Raw genomic sequence first — 25,109 nt, 5'->3', positions numbered from 1 at the left:
CTTGTCAAAACTGAGTATTTGCGCTACTTCTAGGGATCGAATCGCCCTCTAATGGCGGAACTCCGAGTTAAATAAAGTTTGCAAACTTTTTTACTACTTATTTACTACTAATTCTCTAAAGTGGCGATCTCCTGACGATCGATCGAGCATTTTCGCTACAGGTATATTGTTTACAATTTAATTTGTACCAATAAAATAGACGAGTCCTAATTGTGAACGATAGTTTACCACCTTGGCGATCGCCGATCGCCCGCGCCCTTCATCGCAATCGTAGTTCGCCCCAGGCGCGTTACTTTCAACTGGCAACAGTCGATCTCGATTTACGTCCTCACAATCGCACGCTGGTATTTCGGGGGTGGCGAGAACAAGGCAGCCAGCTTCAATCTGTCACAGATGTGCGATCGTCGAAAGCTATAAATTTATTAGCATGTGCCTCGCCACTGGCGGAAGTGTGTTGGTATTTTCCCGAAACGCGCGAACAGTTTCGATTGAGCGGCACACTAAGATTAGTCACGGCAGAATGTATCGCCATTAGCGACTGTAAGGCTCGTCAACAGGTATGGCAACAGATGTCCGATGCTGGGCGCATTCAGTTCGATTGGGGCACGCCTGGAGCAGAGCGGAGCGCACCAGAGACATTTAATCCACCGCAACCCGATCCGAAACAGCCGTCGGTGAATTTTTGTTTGTTACTGCTCGAAGCTACAAAGGTCGTCCATTTAGAACTACGCGGCGATCCTCAGAATTGCTACTCGTATGAGCTATCCGATGGCGAATGGCAAATGCGATCGATTAATCCCTAACTACTCATCAGGATTTCCAGGATTTAAGGATTGACAGGATTAGGTTATCGATACTCATCTACCCATCCACCCATTCATCCACCCATCTACCCCTATCCCCTATTGGGCTACAATGATGTCAGCTTATCGGCTGTTTCGTCAGTAGGCAGACAGAGCATCGGAACTTAAATCCGTACAATAATCATATGCAAATCGATCGCTTGGTGGCGATTTTTAGTTTGTTTAATTATCAATAATTTAATTAGCTTTTTGCGTCAACCTAGGTTAATAATTCATGACTCTTGCCTTAGAACAGATCGACCGGATTGTTGGAAATAAACATCACAATCCCTTTGAAATATTAGGTCCTCATCAAGTTAAGGAAAATGGGAAAAACGTTTGGGTGGTGCGTAGTTACATCCCCAATGCCGAGTCCGTCTCGGTAATGATTCCCGACGCGCGGCAGGAGTATATGATGCACTCAGAGCATCATCCACACTTCTTTAGTTGCACGATCGATCGATCCGAATTGAGCAACTATCAGCTTAAGATTACCGAAGGCGGCCACGAGCGGGTAATTTACGATCCTTATGCATTTACTTCACCATTATTAAGTGACTTTGATATTCACTTATTTGCTGAAGGAAATCACCACCGAATTTATGAAAAGCTCGGCGCACATCCGATCGAAGTTGAAGGTATTAAAGGTATCTATTTTGCCGTTTGGGCACCGAACGCACGTAACGTTTCGGTAATAGGTGATTTTAACTACTGGGATGGACGCAAGCACCAGATGGCCAGACGGGAGAACGGGATTTGGGAATTATTTATCCCCGAACTCAAAGTTGGTGCCTCTTATAAATACGAAATTAAAAATCAAGACGGTCATCCTTACGAGAAGACCGACCCGTATGGATTTTATCAAGAACCTCGCCCCAAAACGGCCTCGATCGTTGCCGATCTGAGCATTCACCAATGGCAAGATGAGGAGTGGATGGAAAAGCGTCGCCATAGCGATCTTTTGCGCCAGCCGATTTCTGTCTATGAGTGTCACCTGGGTTCCTGGCTACATGCCGCAGCCAACGAACCAGCTCAATTACCAGACGGCACCACCTCGCCAGCAGTAATTGTTTCTGACTATAATCCTGGCGCACGGTTTCTCACCTACCGTGAATTAGCTGATAAATTAATTCCTTACGTCCAGAATTTGGGCTTTACCCATATCGAACTGTTACCCATCTCCGAGCATCCGTTCGATGGCTCCTGGGGTTATCAGGTAACGGGTTACTATGCGCCGACATCGCGACATGGTTCCCCTGAAGATTTTATGTATTTTGTCGATTGCTGTCACCAGGCAGGTATCGGTGTAATCGTCGATTGGGTACCCGGACATTTCCCCAAAGACGGACACGGTTTGCCCTTCTTCGATGGGACTCATCTTTACGAACATGCCGACCCCCGCAAAGGCGAACATAAAGAGTGGGGAACTTTAATCTTTAACTACGGACGCAACGAAGTCAGAAATTTCCTCTACGCTAATGCTCTATTTTGGTTCGATAAATACCATATCGATGGCATTCGCGTCGATGCCGTCAGCTCGATGCTGTACCTCGATTATTGTCGCGAACCTGGTGAATGGGTAGCCAACCAGTACGGCGGACGGGAAAATATCGAAGCCGCTGACTTCTTGCGCCAAACCAATCATCTCATCTTTAGTTACTTCCCAGGCGCACTATCGATCGCCGAAGAATCCACCGCATGGCCGATGGTATCTGCGCCTACCTACTTAGGCGGCTTAGGTTTCAACCTCAAATGGAACATGGGTTGGATGCACGACATGCTCGATTATTTTGAGATGGACCCTTGGTTCCGCCAGTTCCACCAAAATAACATTACCTTTAGCATGTGGTACAACCACAGCGAGAACTTTATGCTCGCGCTCTCGCACGATGAGGTAGTCCACGGTAAGAGCAATATCATTGGCAAAATGCCAGGTGACGAGTGGCAGAAACTCGCCAATATGCGCTGTCTCTATGCCTATATGTTTACTCATCCCGGCAAAAAAACCCTGTTTATGGGGATGGAATTTGCCCAATGGAGCGAGTGGAATGTCTGGTCGGATTTGGAGTGGCACTTGCTACAATATGCCCCCCACCAGCAGATGAGTCAATTCTTGACAGAACTCAACTACGTCTATCGTCACGAACCCGCACTCTACAGTCAAGACTTTGAGGAGCCTGGATTTGAATGGATCGATTGTACCGATAGTCGCCATAGCGTGGTGTCCTTTATCCGCCGCGATAAAAATAGCAATGATTGTGTAATTGTCGTCTGTAATTTCACACCGCAACCGCACGCACATTACCGCATCGGCGTACCCGAACACGGTTTTTATCACGAGCTATTTAATAGCGACGCGCGCAAATATGGCGGTAGCAATATGGGCAACCTCGGTGGTAAATGGGCAGACGAATGGTCGATTCACAATCGTAAATTCTCGCTAGATCTGTGCATTCCCCCACTAGGTGTCTCGATCTTCAAGATCGATCGCGAACGCACCGCCGCAGCCTATGAATGGCGCGATAACAACGCGATCGAAGGCACATAGGATAGTATAAATCTCGATTAAGGGTAGGGGTAATTCATGAATTACCCCTACCATTTTTTTACAATCGATTCAGCCGATGGACTAGATTCGAGCTATGATAACTATCCCCTTTAATTTCCTAAGTATCCTATATGAAATGTACACTCTACGGTTATTGGAGCGAATTATCTTTTTGAATGTTACGAATAACATCGATCGCTATTTGCACATCTGATTGCAGCATGATATCTTCAGGATATTTATCAATCAAAGATATCATAGCATCTGCAACTTTATCGCTATAAAATTGACACGCAATGTCATCGAACCAGGGACTAAGCCAGTAGATAATACGTGCATGATTAGTATTGCAATTTTCAAGAAAATCAATGGTTCTCTTCTCATCTTCAAGCATTAATTCAGTCATTCTATTTAGCAAGACTATTTTCTCAGGATCGTTAGGATGCCTTGATTCTATCTCATTGACTATATTGTGAAGTTTCTGAATAAAAATATCCATGACATGAGTTAGATATCTACATACTAATTTAGATTAATCTATTGAATCTCATCCTATAATTATTGGATGTCGATCCAAATACAGGACTCTATCGACAATCTCCACAGAAAAATCCCCTCCTCGGAGGGGTGCCCGAAGGGCGGGGTGGGTTCACCATCTACGATCGAAGCTAAAAAGCAAACCCCGCAACCACCCCAATATTAAGCTCCGAAGGCAGCTAAATCCAGTGATTCCTGAGTTTTTAAAAACGCTAAGAGTCGCTGCTTGATACGATCGACACCACCTGCTATATTCGACTCAATATTTACAGGAATCACCGGATCGTGCAGAGATAATCGTAATAAGAACCAACCATCTTCACTTTCAGACGTACAAGCAACCCGCACCCCTTCATAATTATTAGGGACGATTTTCCAGTCGGATTGACTCGCTACAAATGTTTGCATTCGATCGATTACTTCATTTCCATAGGCTTGAAAATCAGCGGTAGTAATCTTGATTCTCAACTCCTTACTCTCGACTGGTTCTTGGAGATTGGCAATTAAATCGGTTAACGATTTGCCAGCCAAGTTACACTTAGCGAGTTCGACTAATAATTTACTAACTAAATAAGCACCATCATCGAGAAAGTGATTTTCCTTCATGGCGGCATGTCCCGAAGTTTCGATCGCTACCCATGATTCTTTACCGTCTTGATTCAGTCGAATCGACTCATTAATTACATTTTTATAACCGCGTTTGAAGCGATGGTGAATGCCACCCAAATCCTGCTGGATAAATTGTGTCAAACCATCGGATGTAATCGAATCAGTGACAATTGTCGAACCTGGATGTTCTTGTAAAACGATCGCGCTAATCAGTCCAATTAAACGATTGCGATTGAGTTCTTTACCCATACTATCTACCGCCGCCGATCGATCGACATCCGTATCGAAAATTATTCCAAAATCAGCTTGATGCTCGATAACAGCTTGACAAATTGCCGCCATTGCTGTCGGATCTTCGGGGTTGGGAACATGATTGGGAAAATTGCCATCTGGCTCTAGAAACTGGCTCCCAGTCGTATCTGCACCTAATGGCTGCAACACGCGATCGGCATAAAAACCGCCCGCACCATTACCCGCATCGACGATAATTTTTAGTCCCGATAATGGTTGGTCAAAATTAGTAGGATGATTGACAGCTTGCCGAATTTGCTCGACAAATTGGTTAGCATATACTGACATAAAATCGCGTTGAGAAATTGCCCCTTTTGCTGCGGCAATTTCAAAATTATTGCTAGCCGCTAACTGCAAAATATCGCTAATATCTTTTTTTTCTAAACCACCTTGCGCGGTAAAAAACTTTAATCCATTTCGATTGAATGGTAAATGACTGGCAGTGAGCATAATCGCGCCGTCGCACTCAAATCCAGACGTAATCGTACTCATAAACATCGCAGGCGTCGAAGCCATCTCAAAATCATAAGCCTCAGAACCGAGATCGGTAATGCCATCGAGCGTGGCTTGCATAATTGCTGGCCCCGATAAGCGGCTGTCGCGTCCTACTGCTACGATTAGTTGCGTACTGGGTTTATTTACCTTCCCACAGAGCCACGTCACAAACGCTTGTCCCAGGATTTTGGCGACTGCGGGGGTGAGATTGACATGTTCGTCTGGGATGCCTTCGAGGGCAATTCCGCGAATATCAGAGCCATTTTGCAGCTTGTTCCAGTTAAAATCTTGCACGATCGCCATGTGGGTGAGGGGTTAAGGTTAGGGCTTGCGAAATTAAAATTAAATCCTGAATGCTGGTGTAACCCTTTGTTTGCCTAATAACTATAGCCAAAATACTCTAGAATGAGTGGCGAGATCCAAGTATTTTGTAATATCTTTTAGTGTTAGCAACAACTACGCGCAAGAACATGTGGTTTGAGCGATCGATGGCAATTATTGCCTCGATTAGTTTTTTAGTATCGATATTCGATCTGACTTATATTCCCTGTCGCGATTTTTACTTTCGCAATTTACCTAGCGTCGTGCGTGCATACGACAGGTTTAAAGGCATCCAACCCCATCGCGAAACCGAGCGTTATCTGAATGCTGTCGAACAACTCAAAAGCACCGTCGAGCAAACTGGAATAGCTTCTTCGCAAACTCAAAGTTGGCTGCAACAATTGGACACTTTGAGTGTGAGCATGATTCAAAATAATCCTTTTCAAGTAGCTGGCAAAACTGGCAACTTAGAAAGAATTAAAGACGATATCCGAGATCGGGTCAAAAATCAATCAGCCAAAGGTGCCTTTAATACCTTCTGGAGTCAAGAGTATTTAACCAAAGCTGGCTGGGATAAAGAGATCCAATTCTTCGATCGCCAAATTAAGCCTTTAATCGTTACTAACTACTATCGGCGATTGAACGAGTCCGGTAATTATGTCGATGATTTTTGGCAGATAGATGTTATATTTATCAGTATTTTTGCAGGCGAACTATTGGGTAGAATTTTCTTTATTCGCCGTCACAATCGCCAGCTAAGTTGGCAACAGGTTCTAATTCGCCGCTGGTACGATCTAATATTAATATTGCCATTCGCGCAATTTCTACGAATAATTCCGGTTATCATTCGGTTACAACAAGCAAAATTAATTAAGCTAGATCTAGTCAAGTCAGAACTCAATCGCTTATTTGTCGGTCAAATCGTCAACGAACTCACCGAAGGTGTCATTCTCCAGACACTCCATCAAACTCAAGGTGCCCTTAGAGACGGACAAATAACTCGTGTCATCCGTAGCTATCTTAATACCCCTCACGTCGATTTAAATAACATCAACGAAATTGAAGTATTAATCGAGCTAACCTTAGAAATTATAGTATATCGGGTCATTCCTAAAGTTCAACCAGATTTAGAAGCAATTTTGCGCCACTTATTTCAAAAAGCTTTGTCCGAATCTCCCGCTTATCGCAATCTCCAAATGCTCCCAGGTATCGGCGAAATGCCCGCACAAGCGGTCGATCGTGTCGTCAAAGAAATCTCCGCATCTATTTATACAGCCATGACTAAGTTATTAGAAGATCCTGACAGTGCCAAACTCAGTCGTCGTCTCGCCGAAAACTTCACACAATCGATCGGGAATGAAATGCAACGCGGACAAACGATCGTCAAAATTGAATCTTTACTCTACGATTTAATTGAAGAAATCAAAGTTACTTATAGTAGTAGGTAAACATAATAACTATATCTGATTCGCATGAAAATATCAGGGTGTGTTGTCTCGAAGGGTAACGCACCACGAATATTCGATTATCCATATCGTAGCACCATCACCAATTACGCCCAAATTCAGATTTCGCCAACTGCGCTACCACCAAATTCCCCAGAGATGTCAAAATAATGGTTTGGAACCATCTATCATTGCCAAAGCCACCCATCCACGAAGATTATGACAGCTCAACCCTCAAAAATCGTCTATACCTTTACCGATGAAGCTCCAGCTTTGGCAACATATTCTTTCTTGCCGATCGTCCAAGCATTTACCAAAGCTGCTAATGTCACGATCGAGACTAGCGATATTTCCTTGGCTGGGCGGATTATTGCGGCTTTTCCAGAGCGGTTGACAGCAGCACAACAACAACCCGACGATCTCGCAATCTTGGGAGAACTGGCAAAAACACCAGCAGCGAATATTATCAAGTTACCGAATATTAGTGCTTCGACGCCCCAATTGACAGCCGCGATTCAGGAATTACAGGTTCAGGGTTACGATATTCCCGACTATCCAGCACAACCGCAGAATGAAGTAGAAGTAGAGATTAAAGCGCGGTATGCGAAGATTTTAGGGAGTGCGGTGAATCCAGTTTTGCGTGAGGGCAATTCCGACAGACGGGTAGCTGCATCGGTGAAACAATATGCCCAAAAAAATCCCCATCGGGTGGGTAAATGGCAGCAAGATTCTAAAACTCATGTCGCTCACATGGAAAGTGGTGATTTTTATGGGAGCGAGCAGTCGGTAGTTATTAATGAAGCGGGGAATGTCAAAATCGAGCTAGTCGCAGCAGATGGCGCGGTGACGGTGCTAAAAGAGAAAACAGCAGTGACGGCGGGGGAAGTCATCGATGCGGCGGTGATGAGTGTCAAGGCATTGCGAGCTTTCTACGATCGAGAAATAGATGCAGCAAAATCCGAAAATATCCTGCTGTCGCTCCATGTTAAGGCGACGATGATGAAAATTTCCGATCCGATTTTATTCGGGCACGCTGTCAAGGTTTATTATCGAGATGTGTTTGCTAAATATGCCGATACTTTTGTCAGATTGGGTGTAAATCCGAATAATGGGATTGGCGATGTATATGCCAAGATTCAATCTTTACCGGAAGCAGAAAAAAATGAGATCGAGTCTGACATTCAGGCAGTCTATCATCACCGTGCCCAGCTAGCGATGGTAAATTCCGATAAGGGAATTACCAACCTCCACGTTCCTAGCGATGTGATTATTGATGCGTCGATGGCGGCAGCGATTCGTACCTCTGGCAAGATGTGGGGCGCGGATGGGCAAGCGCACGACATGAAAGCGATGATACCCGATCGCTCTTATGCGACGATGTATCAGGAGTGTATCAAATTCTGTCAGGAGCAGGGCGCATTTGATGTCGCGACGATGGGAAATGTCGCCAACGTGGGTTTGATGGCACAGAAAGCCGAGGAATATGGCTCTCACGATAAAACCTTTGAAATTCCAGTTGATGGCGTAGTGCGGGTGCTAGCGTCCACTGGCGCAACGTTAATGGAACATCAGGTAGAAACAGGCGATATCTGGCGGATGTGTCAGACGAAGGATTTACCAGTTCGGGATTGGGTAAAACTGGCCGTAAGTCGCGCCAGAGCGACAGGTTGTCCGACAATTTTCTGGTTAGATGCCAATCGCGCTCACGATGCCAATCTCATCGTCAAGGTGAATGAGTATTTACAGCACCACGACACGACAGGTCTAGATATTCAAATTCTTGCTCCAGTAGCAGCGATGCGGTTTACTTGCACGCAAATTAAGGCGGGTAAAAACGTTATTTCTGTCACGGGGAATGTTTTGCGAGATTATTTAACCGATCTATTCCCAATTTTAGAACTAGGTACGAGTTCCAAGATGCTATCGATCGTGCCTTTACTGGCTGGTGGTGGTTTATTCGAGACGGGAGCGGGTGGTTCCGCGCCCAAACACGTCCAACAGTTCGTCACCGAAGGACATCTCCGCTGGGATTCCTTAGGCGAATTTTTAGCTCTAGCGGTAGCGTTGGAAGATTTGGGACAGAAGACAAATAATCCCGACGCACTAATTTTAGCAGAAACACTCGATCGAGCTAATGGTAAATATTTAGATAATGGCAAATCGCCATCAGCAAAAGTCCATGAATTAGACAATCGTGGCAGTCATTTTTATCTCGCCATGTATTGGGCGCAAGCGTTGGCAGAGCAGGGTAAAAATCCAGAACTCAAGGCGAAATTTGGAAAGTTAGCGCAGCAATTAATCGATCTCGAAACGGAAATTGTAGCTGAGTTAAATAATTCGCAGGGTAAACCTGTCGATCTTGGTGGTTACTATCATCCTGACACAGAGAAAGCAGTTCGAGCAATGCGATCGAGTGATGTGTTTAATAGCACAATCGAGTCTTTGATTTAGCCAAGTATGAGCTAATCTGCCTGCTAGGTCTATGTCTTGAACTAATTCACAGATATTTAGATTTAGAATGATTATATGGGTACTATAAGCACATTCACCGGAAAATTAAAATTCTCCTTGTAATAATTTTACTTTTCTAAATGTCTTTAGATTGATATCTATCGATTATTGCTAATTATAATGCTCTATTTTTATAGAGCTAAAAACACACTTTATATTTGGGTCGTACTAAGCTTGCATGAAAACTTTTTTATCTATTTATACAATTAGAATTAAAAAATACACAAATAAAATCGATAAAAAGAAGCAAGCAAATTATTGTAAGAAATTAAGTGAATTTGACGGCTACAATGATATCTATGATGTCATAAATACTTTTCTCAAGGAAGTTGAAAGTGGCAATACAAACGATACTTACAAAATGTACATTAAATCAATTCGTGTTCAACAGCATGGCAGAAGTATTAGCGGAATTATTGAAAGTGGCGTGTACGGTATTGCAAGTGAGATCCGCGACGTGCAGACAGATAAAACAAATTACAAGAAGCAGAAGAATGATGCTGATGTGTTGCCGTTCTATTTTCTTTTTTATCTACCAAAAGATACTGATGAAGGACTTCTAATTCTACAGCGGACAGGTGTGTTTGGTATTCGCAGCAGCTTCGGAAGCTTTTTGGATAAATATTTTTCTAAAAAGTACTCTAGCTATTGTATTGAAATTAACACTTTAATAAATGAAGAGGTGATCAAGAAAATTATATCCAATGGAAATATTCAAAAGCTTCGATGTGTTAAGTACAGTGCTACTAGTGATAGCATTGATGGACTTGATGAAGGGCATGAAGAAACAGCATTTAATATGGAAGTTGTTTTGTCAGCAAATAGAATTCCTTTATGGCATAAAGTTCAAAGTTTTTTTGATTCTAAAAGTGACGTGAAAAAATTAATTGAAATTCGTGACTTTAAATTTGACTATGATACAGTAAAAATTGAAGTTGAGATTAATGGAAGTGTGCGAATTTTTGATTTGGGTAACTTAGGAAAAGCAAAAGCTTCTTATGATATATCCGATCGGATAATTATGGATAGTGATGAACACCCTAACTTTGATAGTATTCACAAAGTTGCTGAAGAATACATGAGTGAAATTATAGACCAGATATATCCGTAGAGTCATGTTTGACAAAATTTCAATCGCTAATATAATCAAAGATCACATTAATACATTAAAAAATAATATAACCAGGAAAATATCTTATTTAGATATTACATTATTTTTTCTTCTACCTCTCACTATTTCTGGCTTCATAGTTCATGTAGGAATGTCCTTGAATGATGCTTTAGTTAACGCACTAATAACTTCGTTGTCAATTTTTTCTGCATTGTTATTCAATTTGTTACTATTAGTGTATGACATCTCTGATAAAAAATCAGGCTTACCTGAAGCTACAGATCCAGTTGAGAATAAAAGAAGAATTAAAACTCGTGAGTTACTGCGAGAAATTTACATTAATATATCTTTCTCAATATTAGTTTCAATCATAACTGTGGCAACACTTTTGATTTATTTTCTCAAAACTAGTAATTGTACTTTATTTTTAATTAATACGTGTTCGTTTCAATGGTTGTTGGCACTTGTAATCTATTACTTGACAATTCAGTTTGCGCTAAATTTATTTATGATTCTAAAACGTATTTACATATTACTGGCTAAGTCTTTTCAATGAAGAGTTAGATCGTCGCTAGACGATGCGCAAGCTTCAATTTAAAGGTGCTTCAGTAAATCGATCGCGAATTGTGAAGAAGGCTCAATCGCGCTATCAAATAAGAGGCATGATACTAACGATCGATTTCGAGGATTAGCTACAATAACTGTAACGACAACCAAGAGGAGTGATTATGCAAGCTATTTTTTGGACGATGGAAGAAGTTGCTGGTAGAGCAAAGCAATTTTACGAGAATAGTATCCGGCAAGAAGTCGAGCATGGAGAAAATATCGGGCAGATGATTGTCATCGACGCCGAGACGGGTGAATATGGGATCGATCCAAGTGGTGTGGAAACAGCTATGAAGTTAAAAGCTAAAAATCCTGTAGCTCGATTATTTACGCTCCGAATCGGCTACGATGTCGCGGTAGTTTTTGGCGGAGAAATGGAGCGGGTTGCTAAGTGATTCAAGGTAAAGTTATCAATGGAAGACCGAGCGTGCAGGTAGTGTTTTTATTACCAGGACAACCTAATTTCGGGATAGATTTTGTGGTCGATACTGGCTTCAATGACTATCTTACCTTGCCACCCCAAGCAATCAGTGCGATGAATTTGCCACTATATTCGAGTGTAGCTGTCCGGTTAGCCGATAATAGTGAGTCCTTATTACCGATCCACATAGCAACTATTTTGTGGGATGGGGAAGAAAAATTAGTCCCAGTTTTAGCTACTGGATTAAAGCCACTTTTAGGCACAAGCTTGTTGCAAGGATTTCGGTTAGAAATTGATTTTGATGTGAATGGAGTAGTTTCAATATATAAAATTTAGCCGCGTTGATGTAGCCTCCGTTTTGCGAAATCAATCTTGGTGTTTACGATCGTCCGAATGGAGAGAAAGCAACTTAGGCAATGCGTCCTAGCCAAATCTTGAATAGTGCTTTATCTCAGCTTGCCGATCGAATAACAATATTCTTGCTCCTATGCAATCGATCTAATTTGCCTGAAATCCATGCCCTGAGAGAGGAAGAAGATCCACTCAAAACAGAAAACGCAATTTTATTTTTTTGCGTTTTGCGCTCTCGATCGAAGAAATACTCCAAAAAGGCTTGCCGCCAAAAGACAAATCTCAGTATTTTTGTTGGAATATTCTATCGGCGGTAATCGAATTTGAGACTCATAAATCGTCACCACCAGCGGCAAAGTTAAGTTTCAGACTGTCGATCGAGCCTAAGTAGATATAGCTTGATATCCTAGAGAAATTGTCAGATTAGGAGCCGATCGTGATTTCTACTTCATCCTCCACATCCGAGTTAGCCCAAATCGGAGCCGAAATTCCGAGTATCTGCGGGCGCGAAGCTGAAATTAATGCCGCCGTCAACCATCCCGAACTAGTCTTTCTCCCGACTAGCAATTTACACTTGGGAGACATGAGTGCGGGGTTTGCGTGCGCGCTACACATGCACCAACCCACCATTCCGGCTGGCGCGCAGGGAGAACTTATCGGACATCTGCAATTTATGTTCGAGCATCAAGGCGAAGGCGACAATCATAACGCTGGTGTATTTGCCTGGTGTTATGCACGGATGGGTGAGTTTATTCCCGATTTAGTCGCTCAAGGGTGTAACCCGCGCATCATGTTGGATTATTCTGGCAACCTGTTGTGGGGATTGCAGCAGATGGGGCGAAATGACGTGCTAGACCACCTGAAAAAGATTACATGCGATCGACAGTATCAGCCCTATGTCGAGTGGCTGGGGACGATGTGGAGCCATGCAGTGGTGCCTTCGACGCCTACTCCCGATATCAAATTACAGATTCAAGCATGGCAACATCATTTTGCCGCGCTGTTTGGGATGGATGCACTCAAGCGAGTCAAAGGTTTTTCACAACCAGAAATGCACCTCCCCAATCATCCCGATGTGCTATATGAATATATCAAAGCTCTCAAAGAGTGCGGTTATCGCTGGTTGATGGTGCAGGAGCATTCCGTCGAACAGCTCGATGGTGCGAGCTTAACTCAAGATAATAAATACCTGCCCAATCGTCTAGTTGCCCGCAATTCTCAAGGCGAAACAATTAGCATCACCGCCTTAATTAAAACCCAAGGATCGGACACCAAATTAGTCGCCCAAATGCAGCCTTATTATGAAGCAAAAAGTCGGGGCAAACAGCAATTAGCAGGCAAATCGATTCCTTGTCTAGTTACCCAGATTGCCGATGGTGAAAATGGCGGTGTGATGATGAATGAATTTCCCCGCGACTTTCCTCGTCCTTGGCAAGAAATGAAAGGTCAAAATAGTGGTGTCGTCGGCTGTAACGGTACGGAATATTTAGAACTCTTAGAAAGTATCGGCATCACCGAAGCAGATTATCCAGTTTGTCAGGGCGTTCAACAGCATAAAATTTGGCAACTTGTCAATCCAGAACAATCCAACACCGAATCTGTCGAAAACGCAATTTTCGCACTGAAAAAAACCGACCATAAATTTCACATGGACGGTGCATCTTGGACTGATAATCTAAGCTGGGTACAAGGATATGAAAATGTCCTCGAACCAATGTATCAACTTAGCGCGCTCTTTCATCAAAAATTTGATACACTCGTAGCTGCCGATCCGACAGTTACCACTCGCCCGGATTATCAAGTAGCTTTGCTCTACAATTTGTTGGTACAAACTAGTTGTTTTCGCTACTGGGGACAGGGAACTTGGACTGAGTACGCAAGAGAATTATATCGGCGTGGATTGGCACTAGTCAGCTAGTTTACAAGAGTGAGACGATCGAGCACTTTTAATTTTGGTGCGGTACGACAGATCCCCGACGGCTGGAAGAAGTTGGGGATCTGAGATCGACAAGTATCTTACCCGATCGATTTGCAAACCGCTGTAAGACATTGCGATCGATTACAAATATAATCTAATTTAGTCCGATCTCGATCGCATACAATTGAATTGTTAGGCGGTTATCATTGATTTTAAATAATGCTTTCAGGTAAATCGATGATGACTCAAACGCTACTAATAACTAAAAGAATAATTAGAGCACTATCGCTCGGTAGTACTACAGTTATGTTAGCTTTACCTTGTGTGGCTCAGACGATAATATCCCCAACTATTATCAATCCCATTACGAGCGTGTCTACCTCCTCTCCATCCACAAACAACATTGATTCGATTAAAACTTCTCAATCGAGTAAGTTGTGTTATCAGGTAGATGAAAACAGTAAAATTTACATTAGATATAAGAGTGGTGGCAGTCGATCTTATGTAGCTAATAATAGTCAAGCAATAATGACATATCCACGCTGTGATTGAGTATGAAATTCAATGGCAATCGTTATGGCACCAAAAGAGAAAGATCTAAAATAAAGTTTTTGGTCGAACTCGGTTTGCTTCATCTACTAACAAAATCTTCTCCTCGCCAGTACTCAAGTGTGCCATCGATCGCAAAACTTTTTCTAAACCTTCCCGCAGCTTAATTTCTTCTAGGGGCTGTCCTAAGATCGTCAGATTATTCTGGGCTGCAATGGCTTTAGATGTGAGTAAATTGAGGGCAGTTTCTAAGACTTGACGATCGAGTCGATATTTTTCGATGCCTTCTAAAGTTAGGGATTCTAATGTTTGATTTGCCGATTTGAGTTCGTCGATTGTCGGTTGGGGATGTTTAGGAATATTGATGGCGACTGGTAATTGTCGATCGACTAAAATGCGGGCAATTTCGACTTTGGCTCTAGTATAAAGATTGGATGTGGGCGGAACGTGTTGTAAGGCGGTAACAGCGGCATTGCGATCGCCCTGCATCAACCGACAACGAGTGAGACCGAAGGCCGCAGTGGGATAATTAAGATCGGTACGCTCGACAATTTCGTACATCTGTGCGGCGAGTTGATAGTTTTGCCCTTGCTCGGCGGCGAGCGCAAATGCGAGTTTTGGTGCGAGTTCGCCCGGTAGATCGAAATATACTCGATCGAATGCAGCTTGAGCTTCTTGGGGACGATTTTGGGCGAGGAGAGACTTGCCGCGATACCAGTCTACTCGCCAATCCCAGGCATCTTGCTGGGCAACTTGCTCTAGGAGCAGTTCGGCTTCGGTAAAGTCACCCGCAGATTCGGTGGCGCCGCGATCGATTAAATTAGTGGCTAGGCGAAGTTTGGCTTCGATCGAGATCGGTACTTGTTTGACAACTTTTTTTAATTGCTCGATCCGGCGATCTCGATCTGTTGTCATACTGGCATTGAGAATGACGTTAGCGGCAGGATCTTTGGGATCGATGAGTAAATTGGGTAAATGTAAGTAACTAGGCTTAATCGGGCTAAAATCGCCACTAGCGATGAGTGCCAATCGATCGCCATCGAATAAACTACTATTCGCAGGGCGCGGTGTCTTGGTTTCGGCGGCGACGACTTCTCGCAATACGCCTAAAAGTTGCTCTGCCATTTCTTCAGCATTCTGAAAGCGATCGTCTGCCGCTGGTGCTGTGGCTTTGAGCAGAAAGCGATAGAGTGATTCTTGCTGGGCAAATACACTATCTGATTGAGCACTGGGCAGCGTATATTGGTGCTCGGTGCTAAATCCAGAGATATTCGTAACTAATACGGCTAAAGTTCGCCCGATCGTAAATAAATCTGAGACGACAGTCGGCCCTTCACCAGCTTCAGGCGCAGCATACCCGATCGTCCCATAAATATCACCGTCAGGATCGTCAATTTTCCGCGCGCCACCCAAATCGATCAGTTTGATATCGTCCCCTTCGAGCATGACGTTATCGGGTTTGAAGTCGCAATACACCAAGCCGAGCTGGTGAAGGTAAGCAAATGCTCCCAGTACCCGATGAATATAAGCAATAGCCTCCGCTACTGGCAGCGTCCCCCGCTCTTTGCGAATTTCCTTGAGAGTTTTACCACCGACATATTCCATCACGATGTAGCCTTCGGCAGCGTGGGTGACAAAGTTATAAATCCCGACGATATTTGGGTGTTTGACTGCTGCCAAAAATTGCCGCTCGGCAAGGGCTACCGCCGCACTCGCCGCATCTTCACTATTCAATAAACCTTTGAGGACGACATATCGGGATAGTAAATTGTCGAACCCCAAATAAATCCAACCTAAACCACCATACGCGATCGCGCCTTTAACTTCATATTGCCCGCCGACAACATCGCCAGGAGCCAGACTGGGGACAAAATTATATTTTTGCCCGCATTTAGTACAAAAACCTTTATCTCTTTTGACAGCTTGATTGCAACCCGCACAAAACCGTTTATTCTCCGGTACTTTCGCTTCGGCGAGAACGGCTAATTCGGGAGCGGTAGATGGTAATTCGGGAATCGAAACCAATCCCGCACCCAGTTGGCGGCGGCTGCTTTTACCCGCTGTCGGCGCACTGCGACGGGTACCACTACGCGAAGATCGATTATTAGTCGGACTCGATCCGGTACCCGTGACGGAGGCACTATTCGGTGCGGTTTTGAGACTCGACGAGCTAGATTGAGCTGGTTGATTACTGGCAGTTGCAGCTAGCGCAATATCTAGTTCGGATTGGGATTTGAGAGCCGCCATCCCACAGGTATCGCAATAACCATCATCGATCGTGCCATTACAGTTGTTCCGAGTACAAGTTAGTTTCGACATGCGATGTTTTGGGTAAAAAGATCTTTGTGTGCGGTTTGTTTAAAGATAGGGGTAAATAATCGCAAATATGCGCCCGCGATCTGGCAAGAGCTTCTCTACCAGCAGCATACTAGCTACTCGATCGATCTTATCTCGATCGCGGAAATTGCTGAGTGTTTTTCGGTAATCAGAGAGTTTCGTACTCATTCTCTTTGAAGAATTAGCTTTTAATGGAACTCCACCTCAATAATTTTTAGGGAATAAAACTATGCAATACGATCGTGATAGAGCGATAGCCGTTTTTGCCAAATCACTTTCTGTGTATCGCGGTATTCTATACTCGGCGCGGTCGGGAATGATAAAATTGAGTAAGTGGATAAGATCGAGTAATCATTGTAAATGAAATTGCAGTCGATTGTGTTAACCTAAGAACGTCAGTTATTTTCCTGCCGTAGCGATCGATTGCCTTGATGACTATTCCACCATTCAATGAGCTTGGCTATCTACCACCAGGGGTATACGAAGTGTCGTGGATGGAAATGATGCAGAGATTTGGTACTAACAATCGACGTTTGCGTCTGATGACTGGTTTGGCTGCTGCCTTGCGTAAGCTGGCGCAAGCTGGTTGTCGCCGAGTTATAATTGGTGGTAGTTTCGTTACCGATAAAAAAGATCCTAACGATTTTGATGGTTGGTATGCAAGTTTCGGACTAGATTTAGATGTTCTAGATCCTTTATTTAGCGAAGATATAGAATCTCAGCAACAAGTATTTGGCGGTACTTTATTCGAGCAAGATTTCTATGAGGATTTCTTTCAAACCGATCGTCAGGGAAGACCAAAAGGTGTAATCGCTCTAGATCCTCAAACAATGATGTCCAAATAGCTATGATTGAAAACCAACATCAATACCGATTTACTCTTTCTAAAATTGAGGAATTGGAGCAGCGATTGGCGGCACTAGAGACTCCAGATCCTAGTCTCCATCCAAGACAAGTTATCGGTCGGCGCAATAGTTTTAATTTAACTCTGCGCCAACTCAAGCAAGAAATAACCGAGTACGATCGACAGCTTTTAGTTCGAGCGACTGCTAGTAACGATTGTAATTTTTAGATAACATGCCAAGATAGCTCATACATGCGTAGGGTGGTCGAGTCGATCGCTTTATGCGATCGAAATATCTAACTTATTTGCTCACCATTTATGGATTGCGATCGCGCAAATGTTGCGATTCGTAAGTCGAGTAAGTGTCCTTTAAGCTGATGATGGTGGGCAAGTCTTCCTGTGCTGATTCAATAATTCTAGCTCTCAACTTGCCCACCCTACACGACTTCAACCGACCTGAAATGAATTTTGCGGCGGTTGGGAACTAAGCAAATAGTGTTTGCATTTGCAGCAGTAAGACAGATACCCGACTTTTTTAACAAGTCGGGTATCTTGCAGTAACTATCGAAATGTCTAACTTCATTTCTAAGGGTTGTAAACAAAATTACTTTTGATATAAATACCCAATTTGTCTCCTTCCATTCCTTTGACTTGGCCGATTATATAGATATGCTCGCTAATCCAAGAACTAATACGATAAACAATTGGATTAGATAATTCCTGTTTCAGAAATCGCTCTATCTTTGCATATCTATCAAAAATATCTTGAACTTCCTCCTCAGTTTCATCACAGTAGTAGTAATCGATCAAATAATCACGGTCTTTGTAAATATTATTAAACTGAGATGTCTTTAACATTCCCGAAGCTTTTAAAGTATTTTCCCAGGCAGATTCGCGAGTTTCACCCATGCCGAAAATCATCTTATGAACATGGCTACATGCATAATCAGCAAAATCACCATTCATTGCAATATCTGGAATTTGAGAAATGATTCCTACTATTTCATAATTTTTTTGTTCTATTTCTGAAGTTGGTCGATCTATTGGGGAGAGATCGATTACCTCGATTGGCATACCACTTGCCACGTATACTTTTGACGAGATCCCAACCCAATTACCATCCTGCATTTGAGCAATTATTATCCCATTAGGCGAGCCAAGTTCGCGTTCTGAACTAAAGTAATAAGCCTGCGAACTAATTAATTTATCGATTTCTCGATTTAGAGCTTCGATCCCATCTTGCCAAGCATCTACTTCTGGCTGTCTCGATGATAACTCATTAAAGCTTTTAGCATATTCTAGCTCTTTCCATTGTTTAATAACTACATTGACATCGGTGGGTTTAATCCACTCATTCGATTGTAAAAGATTGAAGCTATTAAATTCGCCCATGCTGGTAGAATTCCAAGCGAAGGGATATAAAACACCCCCATCTTCATGATGTGGCAAGTTAAAGGGTAATCCATTAACTAAGACTTCTAATTCATCGAAAATTTCTTCTGGATGCATAACAATATCAAAAAAAAGGCATACTTTGCAGTACGCCTTTTAAATTAACATTAAATTGTTCGATCGATTATTCGCCGACTGGGGCTAGTAAATCGGGTGCTAATGGTAGTTTGTCTTGTTGCTTGGGAGTAACGATCGCTTTACCGTCTTCACCCATGTCTACAATCGAGGTATCCCCGTCTTTGAGACGACCGGAGAGCATTTCTTCCGCGAGGATGTCTTCGAGTAGACGCATAATCGCGCGACGGAGCGGACGCGCGCCGTATGCAGGATTGTAACCCTCATCGATCAGACGATCTTTGAAACGATCGGTGACTTCAAGGTGAATCCCTTGCTGGGTGAGGCGAGTGAACAGATCCTTGAGCATAATGTCAGCAATTTGCTTGACTTCTGGCTTGGTGAGCTGTTGGAAGACGATAATTTCGTCAAGACGGTTGAGAAACTCTGGACGGAAGTAGTTCTTGAGTTCTTCGTTGACCAAGCTGCGAATCCGGTTGTAAGTAGCTTCGGTTTTGTTGTCCGAGAACTCGAATCCCAGACCGCCGCCGCCTTTTTCGATTACTTTAGAACCGACGTTGGAGGTAAGGATAATCAAGGTGTTCTTGAAGTCTACCGTGCGGCCTTTGGCGTCAGTCAAGCGACCATCTTCTAAAATTTGCAGGAGCATATTAAAGATGTCTGGGTGCGCTTTTTCGATTTCATCGAATAAGACGACAGTATAAGGCTTACGACGGACGGCTTCAGTCAATTGACCGCCTTCGCTGTAGCCGACGTAACCTGGAGGCGAACCGATTAGTTTCGATACGGTGTGGCGTTCCATATACTCGGACATATCCAAGCGGATCATCGAGTCTTCGGAACCGAAGAAGTAAGTTGCCAACGCTTTGGTCAACTCAGTTTTACCAACTCCAGTCGGGCCAGAGAAGATGAAACTGGCGATCGGACGGTTGGGATTTTTCAAGCCGACACGAGCGCGACGAATGGCGCGGGAGACAGCCTTGACAGCCTCTTCTTGGCCGATCAACCGCTGATGGAGGGTTTCTTCCATATTTAGCAGTTTGACGGACTCAGACTCGGTGAGCTTGCTGACAGGTACGCCAGTCCAAGAAGCGACGATCTGAGCGATGTCTTCTTCGGTAACTTCTGGCATGACGCGATCTTCGGTCTCGTCGCTAGTTTTCTTAGCTTGAGCGATGCTCTTGATCTCAGCTTTGATTTCGATTTCGCGGTCTTTGAGAGAACCTGCTTTATCGAAGTCTTGCGAGCGGACGGCTTCGTCTTTCTCTTTGAGGACTTTACGCAACTCTTTATCCAATTCTTTTGCCGCAGCAGGGAGTTGGGAATTGAGCAAGCGAACGCGGGAGCCAGCTTCATCCATCAGATCGATCGCTTTATCGGGTAAGAACCGATCGGAGATATAGCGATCGGCTAGTTTAGCCGCAGCTTCCAGGGCGAGATCGGTGATTTTCAGCTTGTGGTGCTGTTCGTAACGTTCGCGCAAACCGTGGAGGATTTCGATCGTTTCGTCTACGCTGGGTTCGCCGACCATTACTGGTTGGAAGCGACGTTCTAGAGCGGCATCGCGTTCGATGTGCTTGCGGTACTCATCTAGAGTCGTCGCGCCGATACATTGCAGCTCACCCCGTGCTAGAGCGGGTTTGAGGATATTTGCAGCATCGATCGCGCCTTCAGCAGCCCCCGCACCAATTAAGGTGTGGACTTCATCGATCACCAGGATAACGTTACCCGCTTGGCGGATTTCATCCATGATCTTTTTGAGACGTTCCTCAAATTCACCGCGATATTTGGTACCTGCGACGAGCAAACCAATGTCGAGGGTAACAACGCGCTTATCTTCGAGAATATCAGGGATGTCCTGATTGGCAATCCGTTGTGCCAAACCTTCGGCGATGGCGGTCTTACCGACTCCAGGTTCGCCGATTAAGACGGGATTATTTTTCGTCCGCCGACCGAGGATCTGGATTACGCGTTCGATTTCTTTGGCACGACCGACGACGGGATCTAATTTACCATCATGTGCCAATTGAGTGAGGTTGGAACCAAACTCATCGAGGGTCGGAGTTTTGTTGCTACCACTCGATCGAGCACCAGTACCTGCCGTCGCAGTTTCGGAGGTTTCGCCCAGCATCCGAATTACTTGAGTGCGAACTTTGGTTAAGTCCACACCTAGATTTTCAAGTACTCTGGCGGCGACGCCTTCACCTTCGCGGATCAAGCCGAGCAATAAGTGTTCGGTGCCGATATAGTTATGTCCCAATTGACGAGCTTCTTCTAGAGACAACTCTAAAACACGCTTCGCTCTGGGAGTGAAGGGGATTTCAACGGCGACAAAACCCGAACCACGTCCGATAATTTTCTCAACTTCGATCCTGGCGTCTTTGAGGTTGATCCCCATCGATTTCAAGACCTTTGCTGCGACGCCAGTACCTTCACCGATCAATCCTAAGAGGATCTGTTCGGTACCGACGAAATTGTGCCCCAGGCGACGTGCTTCTTCCTGGGCCAGCATGATTACTTTAATGGCTTTTTCTGTAAAGCGTTCAAACATGGCTGTTTTCCATCCCCTGCTGCTTGTCCTGTGTCATTAAATCTTAACACAGTAATTTTGGCGATTGGGTATAGTAATTTTAAGTATTTGGTTCGGTAATAACTACTATTTACGATCGGGAGAGGATCGGGCACTACCAAGATACTTCTATGGAGAGATTGCTTTTTTGACTGCCTAGTTTCGAGATCGATATTGTTCGCTACGAACCTGACTTTAACTACATTGACGATCGATCTTGAATCTGTGGCAAAAGCTAGCCGGGATCGCTCTTTTGCAGCGAACGTTTGACGTTTCGAGCGGTTTACTCTCACTGGATATCTCGCTGTCGAGAGCGATCTCCTGCGATTTAGTCGCGCTACTGCCAAACTTAGTTATCACCACATCAAACCGATCTAGCTCACAAGATTTCGGGTAGCGGCAATTTATACCACTACCCGAAATCTTCGAGCGAAACTTAGTACGCGATCGAGCCGAAAGTTCCACCGCTGGGCTTATAACATTAGTTAAAATTATTCCGGTCGGAGATTACGCATTAATGGCGATCGCGATCGTATCGTCTGAATGTCCAGATCTGTAAACTAATTATTTACTAACCTTAATAGTCACACTTTGCTTTTGACCGATTTTACCTAATGGTTTTGCTGGTTGCTTACCGCGAGAGATGACTAACCCACCTGCATTATTAGTATTAATGGTAATTTGTTTAGTGGCAATCCAATTTAGTTGAGTTCCAACTTTCAAATTTCCAGTAAATTTAGTAGTACCATCGATACCAATTTGTGCCCAGGTCGGACTTTGGACGACGATCTCAACCCCCACACCCGGACTGGGTTGAGCTGGCTCGACCGCATTTACTGCTGGGATCGCTGCCGGACGCGGTTGCGCCATCGGCACGGAAGTTGGCAGTGCTGGCGGTTTGGTAGCATTATCGATTAAGTGTGACGCACATGCCCCCAAGCTGACAATTGCCAAAGTGTAACCAAAATAAAGTCGTCCGGGACTAACTCGCATCGGAGAGCTAAAACCCGTAGTCTGAAGTTTGGTAATCGGATCGAAAGTAGCAACTTCTGGCTCCCATTTGGGTACCTGTGAGGCGATAGTTCTACCATCTAAACCCAAGCTATCTCCATACCGTTTGATCATTCCCTTCACAAACACAGATTCGGGGAGCATTTCGATATGCCCTTCTTCGATCGCTTGAATCAAGCGGGGTTGAATCTGCGTGAGCGCAGAGATATCCTCGCGCGACATCTGCTTATACTCTCGTAATTGGCGAAGGTTATTCCCAATGTCTTGCAAAATCTCAGTTGGAGTTGGCGGCAAAGGAGCCGCGATGACAGGTTCGATCGGTTCGCCGTCAGGTGTTTTAATCCGAAAGCTCTCTAGGGGAGATGCCGCACCTAAAAACATGGACAATTTAGACAGTTTGAAAGCGGTAATGTGCTTGAACGGTGCCAGTAGAGTCACGACGCTGCTTGTGGGGTAGTTGTAAGGGATATCGATGGGGGGGGTTAAGCTATGAGAATCTTGTCTAAAATTGCGCCTTCACCTTAATTGCTTAATTAAAGGTGAAAATCATTCTACTCGATCCCCAGTCAATTGGAGAGTGTGGATTTCTGTGATTTGCAAATGGCGGTAGCAACCGATCGCGAGCGGTCTCGCTCCGTCGATACAAATGTTACCTATTCTGGTACGATGGAGATGAATCACAGGATGTGCTAATTGTGCGGCAACCCTTCTAATTTGTCGGTTTCGACCCTCAACGAGCACGATTTCGAGCAAAGTTCGATCCGGTTGTTGCTTAATAACGGTCACCCGTGCTGGCAATGTATCTCGCCCATCCAAGTCGATCCCGTTGCGCCATGCAGATAATGTGGCTGCCGTCGGTCGCCCTTGCACCCACACAGCATAAGTTTTACCGATACTGTGACGCGGGTGAGTCAACCTAAAGGTCAAATCGCCATCATTAGTAAGCAATAATGCACCACTGGAATCGATATCTAATCTACCTACCGGATGAATTCCTTCAGAATCGCGCAGTTGAGGTGGCAGCAATTCTAACACTGTCGGACGACCTTGCGGATCGAAACAGGTAGACACGACACCAACTGGTTTATTGAGCAGTAGATAGATCGGCTCAGGTCGGCTCTGTCCTGCAATTAGTTTACCATCAACTTCTATCCGATCGGTAGCAGGTTCGGCTGTTTGTCCTATTCTGGCTACCTCGCCATTAACTCGCACTCTGCCTGCCAAAATTAGTTGCTCCGCACGCCGACGCGAAGCAATTCCCCATTGGGATAAAATTTTCTGAAGCCGGACAGTCATGGTGTGGGAATAAAAGTGGAAGATTTGAGATTGCTTAGTTTCGACCGAGGGTACCCACAAGGGGCACCCTCAGATCTACGCAGTAACTAGTCTCTAGGCATTATGTGAGTAATATCTAATGTTCTACATTTAGCAGTCTCCAGTTTACTGATATTATTCACTAGAAACGAGCAACTATTTACATGTAGACTCTTTTTCAGAAATATTACACAGAAGAGCTAGCGACATTGACAAATCAAACTAGAGGAATAGTTAGCTCCATACTCGCACCTGCCTGTCGGGGATGGTTGAGATCGCAAGTATCGCATGTAGATGACATCCAAGTTGAGATCGCAGGCGGCAGTCGGCAAATTTTGGGCGGCACGATCCCCCAGGTATCGGTGGTAGCAGTAGGCGCGATCTATCAGGGTTTATCATTGGGATCGATCGATCTGCTCGCTAAGAATATTCGGATTAACCTGCCCCAAGTCCTCAAAGGTCAAGCTCTACGACTACTAGAACCGATCGCGGTACTGGCTGATGTTAAATTTAGCGAAGCCAACTTACAAGATTCTCTAGCCGCACCACTATTATCTCAAGCAATTACAGATCTCCTCACCCAAATCTTAGCGGCAAAGACACAAGCTCCTCGCTGGCAGATCGATTGGGGACATCTCCAGATTGCTCCCCAGACTTTAATTTTACAAGGAAATCTCACCACTGAAGATCGAACGGCACCGATCGAGATCGTCATGGGCGTTCAGATTCGCGATGGACATATTCTCGATCTCGATCCGCTGACGATTAGCTGCGCGCTCGATCTTCCTGGCAGCCAGATCCAGAGCCATCAAATCGATCTCGGCGATGATGTCGATATTACCCAACTAGAGCTGATAAGCGGTGCCCTTGTTTGTCAGGGACGGATTCGGGTAAATCCCTAGAAGGGTGGAATAGTTGATAGTTGATAGTTGATGGTGAATTTTTTGACGCA

At 44.3% G+C, this 25,109-nt stretch carries 20 protein-coding genes; 12 read left to right on the top strand and 8 right to left on the bottom strand.

Annotated elements, in window-relative coordinates; all coding sequences use genetic code 11:
- Positions 1-212: 212 nt before the first annotated feature.
- A complete protein-coding gene (locus CHA6605_RS25635; RefSeq protein WP_015162280.1) occupies positions 213-803 on the top strand; it encodes an Npun_F5749 family FMN-dependent PPOX-type flavoprotein in 591 nt (196 codons plus the stop codon).
- 274 nt (positions 804-1,077) lie between these two features.
- Entirely contained in the window at positions 1,078-3,390 is a 2,313-nt protein-coding gene (glgB, locus tag CHA6605_RS25630) for a 1,4-alpha-glucan branching enzyme (protein ID WP_015162279.1), read from the top strand.
- Positions 3,391-3,541: 151 nt separating this feature from the next.
- Here glgB and CHA6605_RS25625 read toward each other — a convergent pair whose 3' ends face one another.
- Both CHA6605_RS25625 and CHA6605_RS25620 read right to left on the bottom strand, forming a co-directional pair.
- A complete protein-coding gene (locus CHA6605_RS25625; RefSeq protein ID WP_015162278.1) occupies positions 3,542-3,889 on the bottom strand; it encodes a hypothetical protein in 348 nt (115 codons plus the stop codon).
- Positions 3,890-4,089: 200 nt separating this feature from the next.
- Positions 4,090-5,625, bottom strand: a complete 1,536-nt coding sequence (locus CHA6605_RS25620; protein WP_015162277.1) for a phosphomannomutase/phosphoglucomutase — start codon at positions 5,623-5,625, stop codon at positions 4,090-4,092.
- A 140-nt stretch (positions 5,626-5,765) separates the two neighbouring features.
- Between CHA6605_RS25620 and CHA6605_RS25615 the strand changes: the two genes are divergently transcribed.
- The 7 genes from CHA6605_RS25615 to CHA6605_RS25580 all read left to right on the top strand — a co-directional run bounded on the left by CHA6605_RS25615 (position 5,766) and on the right by CHA6605_RS25580 (position 14,006).
- Positions 5,766-7,091, top strand: a complete 1,326-nt coding sequence (locus tag CHA6605_RS25615) for a hypothetical protein (protein WP_157260110.1) — start codon at positions 5,766-5,768, stop codon at positions 7,089-7,091.
- 216 nt (positions 7,092-7,307) lie between these two features.
- Positions 7,308-9,539: an NADP-dependent isocitrate dehydrogenase gene (locus tag CHA6605_RS25610; RefSeq protein ID WP_015162275.1), complete on the top strand. Its 2,232-nt coding sequence runs from the start codon at positions 7,308-7,310 to the stop codon at positions 9,537-9,539.
- Between the two features lie 238 nt (positions 9,540-9,777).
- Positions 9,778-10,710, top strand: a complete 933-nt coding sequence (locus CHA6605_RS25605; protein ID WP_015162274.1) for a hypothetical protein — start codon at positions 9,778-9,780, stop codon at positions 10,708-10,710.
- A gap of 728 nt (positions 10,711-11,438) precedes the next feature.
- The gene (locus CHA6605_RS25595) at positions 11,439-11,711 is read left to right on the top strand and encodes a hypothetical protein (RefSeq protein ID WP_015162272.1); all 273 of its coding nucleotides are present in this window, start codon (positions 11,439-11,441) and stop codon (positions 11,709-11,711) included.
- The gene (locus tag CHA6605_RS25590) at positions 11,708-12,073 is read left to right on the top strand and encodes a clan AA aspartic protease (RefSeq protein WP_015162271.1); all 366 of its coding nucleotides are present in this window, start codon (positions 11,708-11,710) and stop codon (positions 12,071-12,073) included. Before CHA6605_RS25595 ends, CHA6605_RS25590 begins: the two co-directional genes overlap by 4 nt.
- A 235-nt stretch (positions 12,074-12,308) precedes the next feature.
- A complete protein-coding gene (locus CHA6605_RS34610; RefSeq protein ID WP_157260109.1) occupies positions 12,309-12,479 on the top strand; it encodes a hypothetical protein in 171 nt (56 codons plus the stop codon).
- Positions 12,480-12,524: 45 nt separating this feature from the next.
- Positions 12,525-14,006, top strand: coding sequence for a hypothetical protein (locus tag CHA6605_RS25580; protein WP_015162270.1), 1,482 nt, complete (start codon positions 12,525-12,527; stop codon positions 14,004-14,006).
- Positions 14,007-14,603: 597 nt separating this feature from the next.
- Here CHA6605_RS25580 and CHA6605_RS25575 read toward each other — a convergent pair.
- Positions 14,604-16,874, bottom strand: coding sequence for a serine/threonine-protein kinase (locus CHA6605_RS25575; protein WP_015162268.1), 2,271 nt, complete (start codon positions 16,872-16,874; stop codon positions 14,604-14,606).
- Between the two features lie 39 nt (positions 16,875-16,913).
- Positions 16,914-17,060, bottom strand: coding sequence for a hypothetical protein (locus CHA6605_RS34605; RefSeq protein ID WP_157260108.1), 147 nt, complete (start codon positions 17,058-17,060; stop codon positions 16,914-16,916).
- Between the two features lie 263 nt (positions 17,061-17,323).
- On the opposite strand from CHA6605_RS34605, the gene CHA6605_RS25570 reads away from it, so the two are divergent.
- Positions 17,324-17,737, top strand: a complete 414-nt coding sequence (locus CHA6605_RS25570) for a DUF6932 family protein (protein ID WP_015162267.1) — start codon at positions 17,324-17,326, stop codon at positions 17,735-17,737.
- A 2-nt stretch (positions 17,738-17,739) separates the two neighbouring features.
- Positions 17,740-17,964 (top strand): hypothetical protein, encoded by a 225-nt coding sequence (locus CHA6605_RS25565; RefSeq protein ID WP_015162266.1) that lies wholly within the window; start codon positions 17,740-17,742, stop codon positions 17,962-17,964.
- 357 nt (positions 17,965-18,321) lie between these two features.
- Here CHA6605_RS25565 and CHA6605_RS25560 read toward each other — a convergent pair whose 3' ends face one another.
- From CHA6605_RS25560 to CHA6605_RS25540, 4 genes are all read right to left on the bottom strand, one after another.
- Complete coding sequence (locus CHA6605_RS25560; protein WP_015162265.1) at positions 18,322-19,245, bottom strand: nuclease A inhibitor family protein; 924 nt, start codon at positions 19,243-19,245, stop codon at positions 18,322-18,324.
- A gap of 67 nt (positions 19,246-19,312) precedes the next feature.
- Complete coding sequence (locus tag CHA6605_RS25555; RefSeq protein ID WP_015162264.1) at positions 19,313-21,814, bottom strand: ATP-dependent Clp protease ATP-binding subunit; 2,502 nt, start codon at positions 21,812-21,814, stop codon at positions 19,313-19,315.
- Positions 21,815-22,396: 582 nt separating this feature from the next.
- Positions 22,397-23,281, bottom strand: coding sequence for a helix-turn-helix domain-containing protein (locus CHA6605_RS25545; protein ID WP_157260107.1), 885 nt, complete (start codon positions 23,279-23,281; stop codon positions 22,397-22,399).
- Between the two features lie 108 nt (positions 23,282-23,389).
- The gene (locus tag CHA6605_RS25540; protein WP_015162262.1) at positions 23,390-24,139 is read right to left on the bottom strand and encodes a pseudouridine synthase; all 750 of its coding nucleotides are present in this window, start codon (positions 24,137-24,139) and stop codon (positions 23,390-23,392) included.
- A 227-nt stretch (positions 24,140-24,366) separates the two neighbouring features.
- Between CHA6605_RS25540 and CHA6605_RS25535 the strand changes: the two genes are divergently transcribed.
- Complete coding sequence (locus tag CHA6605_RS25535; RefSeq protein ID WP_015162261.1) at positions 24,367-25,059, top strand: LmeA family phospholipid-binding protein; 693 nt, start codon at positions 24,367-24,369, stop codon at positions 25,057-25,059.
- Positions 25,060-25,109: the final 50 nt, after the last annotated feature.

The sequence above is a fragment of the Chamaesiphon minutus PCC 6605 genome, from assembly GCF_000317145.1.
GTDB lineage: Bacteria > Cyanobacteriota > Cyanobacteriia > Cyanobacteriales > Chamaesiphonaceae > Chamaesiphon > Chamaesiphon minutus.
This window is presented reverse-complemented; position numbering and strand designations above follow the sequence as displayed.

What these genes read in the sequence shown, in the direction of transcription:
- glgB (WP_015162279.1), top strand. Translation starts at nt 1,078, where the DNA reads ATGACTCTTGCCTTAGAACAGATCGACCGGATTGTTGGAAATAAACAT.
- CHA6605_RS25625 (WP_015162278.1), bottom strand. Translation starts at nt 3,889, where the DNA reads ATGGATATTTTTATTCAGAAACTTCACAATATAGTCAATGAGATAGAA.
- CHA6605_RS25620 (WP_015162277.1), bottom strand. Translation starts at nt 5,625, where the DNA reads ATGGCGATCGTGCAAGATTTTAACTGGAACAAGCTGCAAAATGGCTCT.
- CHA6605_RS25610 (WP_015162275.1), top strand. Translation starts at nt 7,308, where the DNA reads ATGACAGCTCAACCCTCAAAAATCGTCTATACCTTTACCGATGAAGCT.
- CHA6605_RS25605 (WP_015162274.1), top strand. Translation starts at nt 9,778, where the DNA reads ATGAAAACTTTTTTATCTATTTATACAATTAGAATTAAAAAATACACA.
- CHA6605_RS25595 (WP_015162272.1), top strand. Translation starts at nt 11,439, where the DNA reads ATGCAAGCTATTTTTTGGACGATGGAAGAAGTTGCTGGTAGAGCAAAG.
- CHA6605_RS25575 (WP_015162268.1), bottom strand. Translation starts at nt 16,874, where the DNA reads ATGTCGAAACTAACTTGTACTCGGAACAACTGTAATGGCACGATCGAT.
- CHA6605_RS34605 (WP_157260108.1), bottom strand. Translation starts at nt 17,060, where the DNA reads ATGAGTACGAAACTCTCTGATTACCGAAAAACACTCAGCAATTTCCGC.
- CHA6605_RS25570 (WP_015162267.1), top strand. Translation starts at nt 17,324, where the DNA reads ATGACTATTCCACCATTCAATGAGCTTGGCTATCTACCACCAGGGGTA.
- CHA6605_RS25565 (WP_015162266.1), top strand. Translation starts at nt 17,740, where the DNA reads ATGATTGAAAACCAACATCAATACCGATTTACTCTTTCTAAAATTGAG.
- CHA6605_RS25560 (WP_015162265.1), bottom strand. Translation starts at nt 19,245, where the DNA reads ATGCATCCAGAAGAAATTTTCGATGAATTAGAAGTCTTAGTTAATGGA.
- CHA6605_RS25555 (WP_015162264.1), bottom strand. Translation starts at nt 21,814, where the DNA reads ATGTTTGAACGCTTTACAGAAAAAGCCATTAAAGTAATCATGCTGGCC.
- CHA6605_RS25540 (WP_015162262.1), bottom strand. Translation starts at nt 24,139, where the DNA reads ATGACTGTCCGGCTTCAGAAAATTTTATCCCAATGGGGAATTGCTTCG.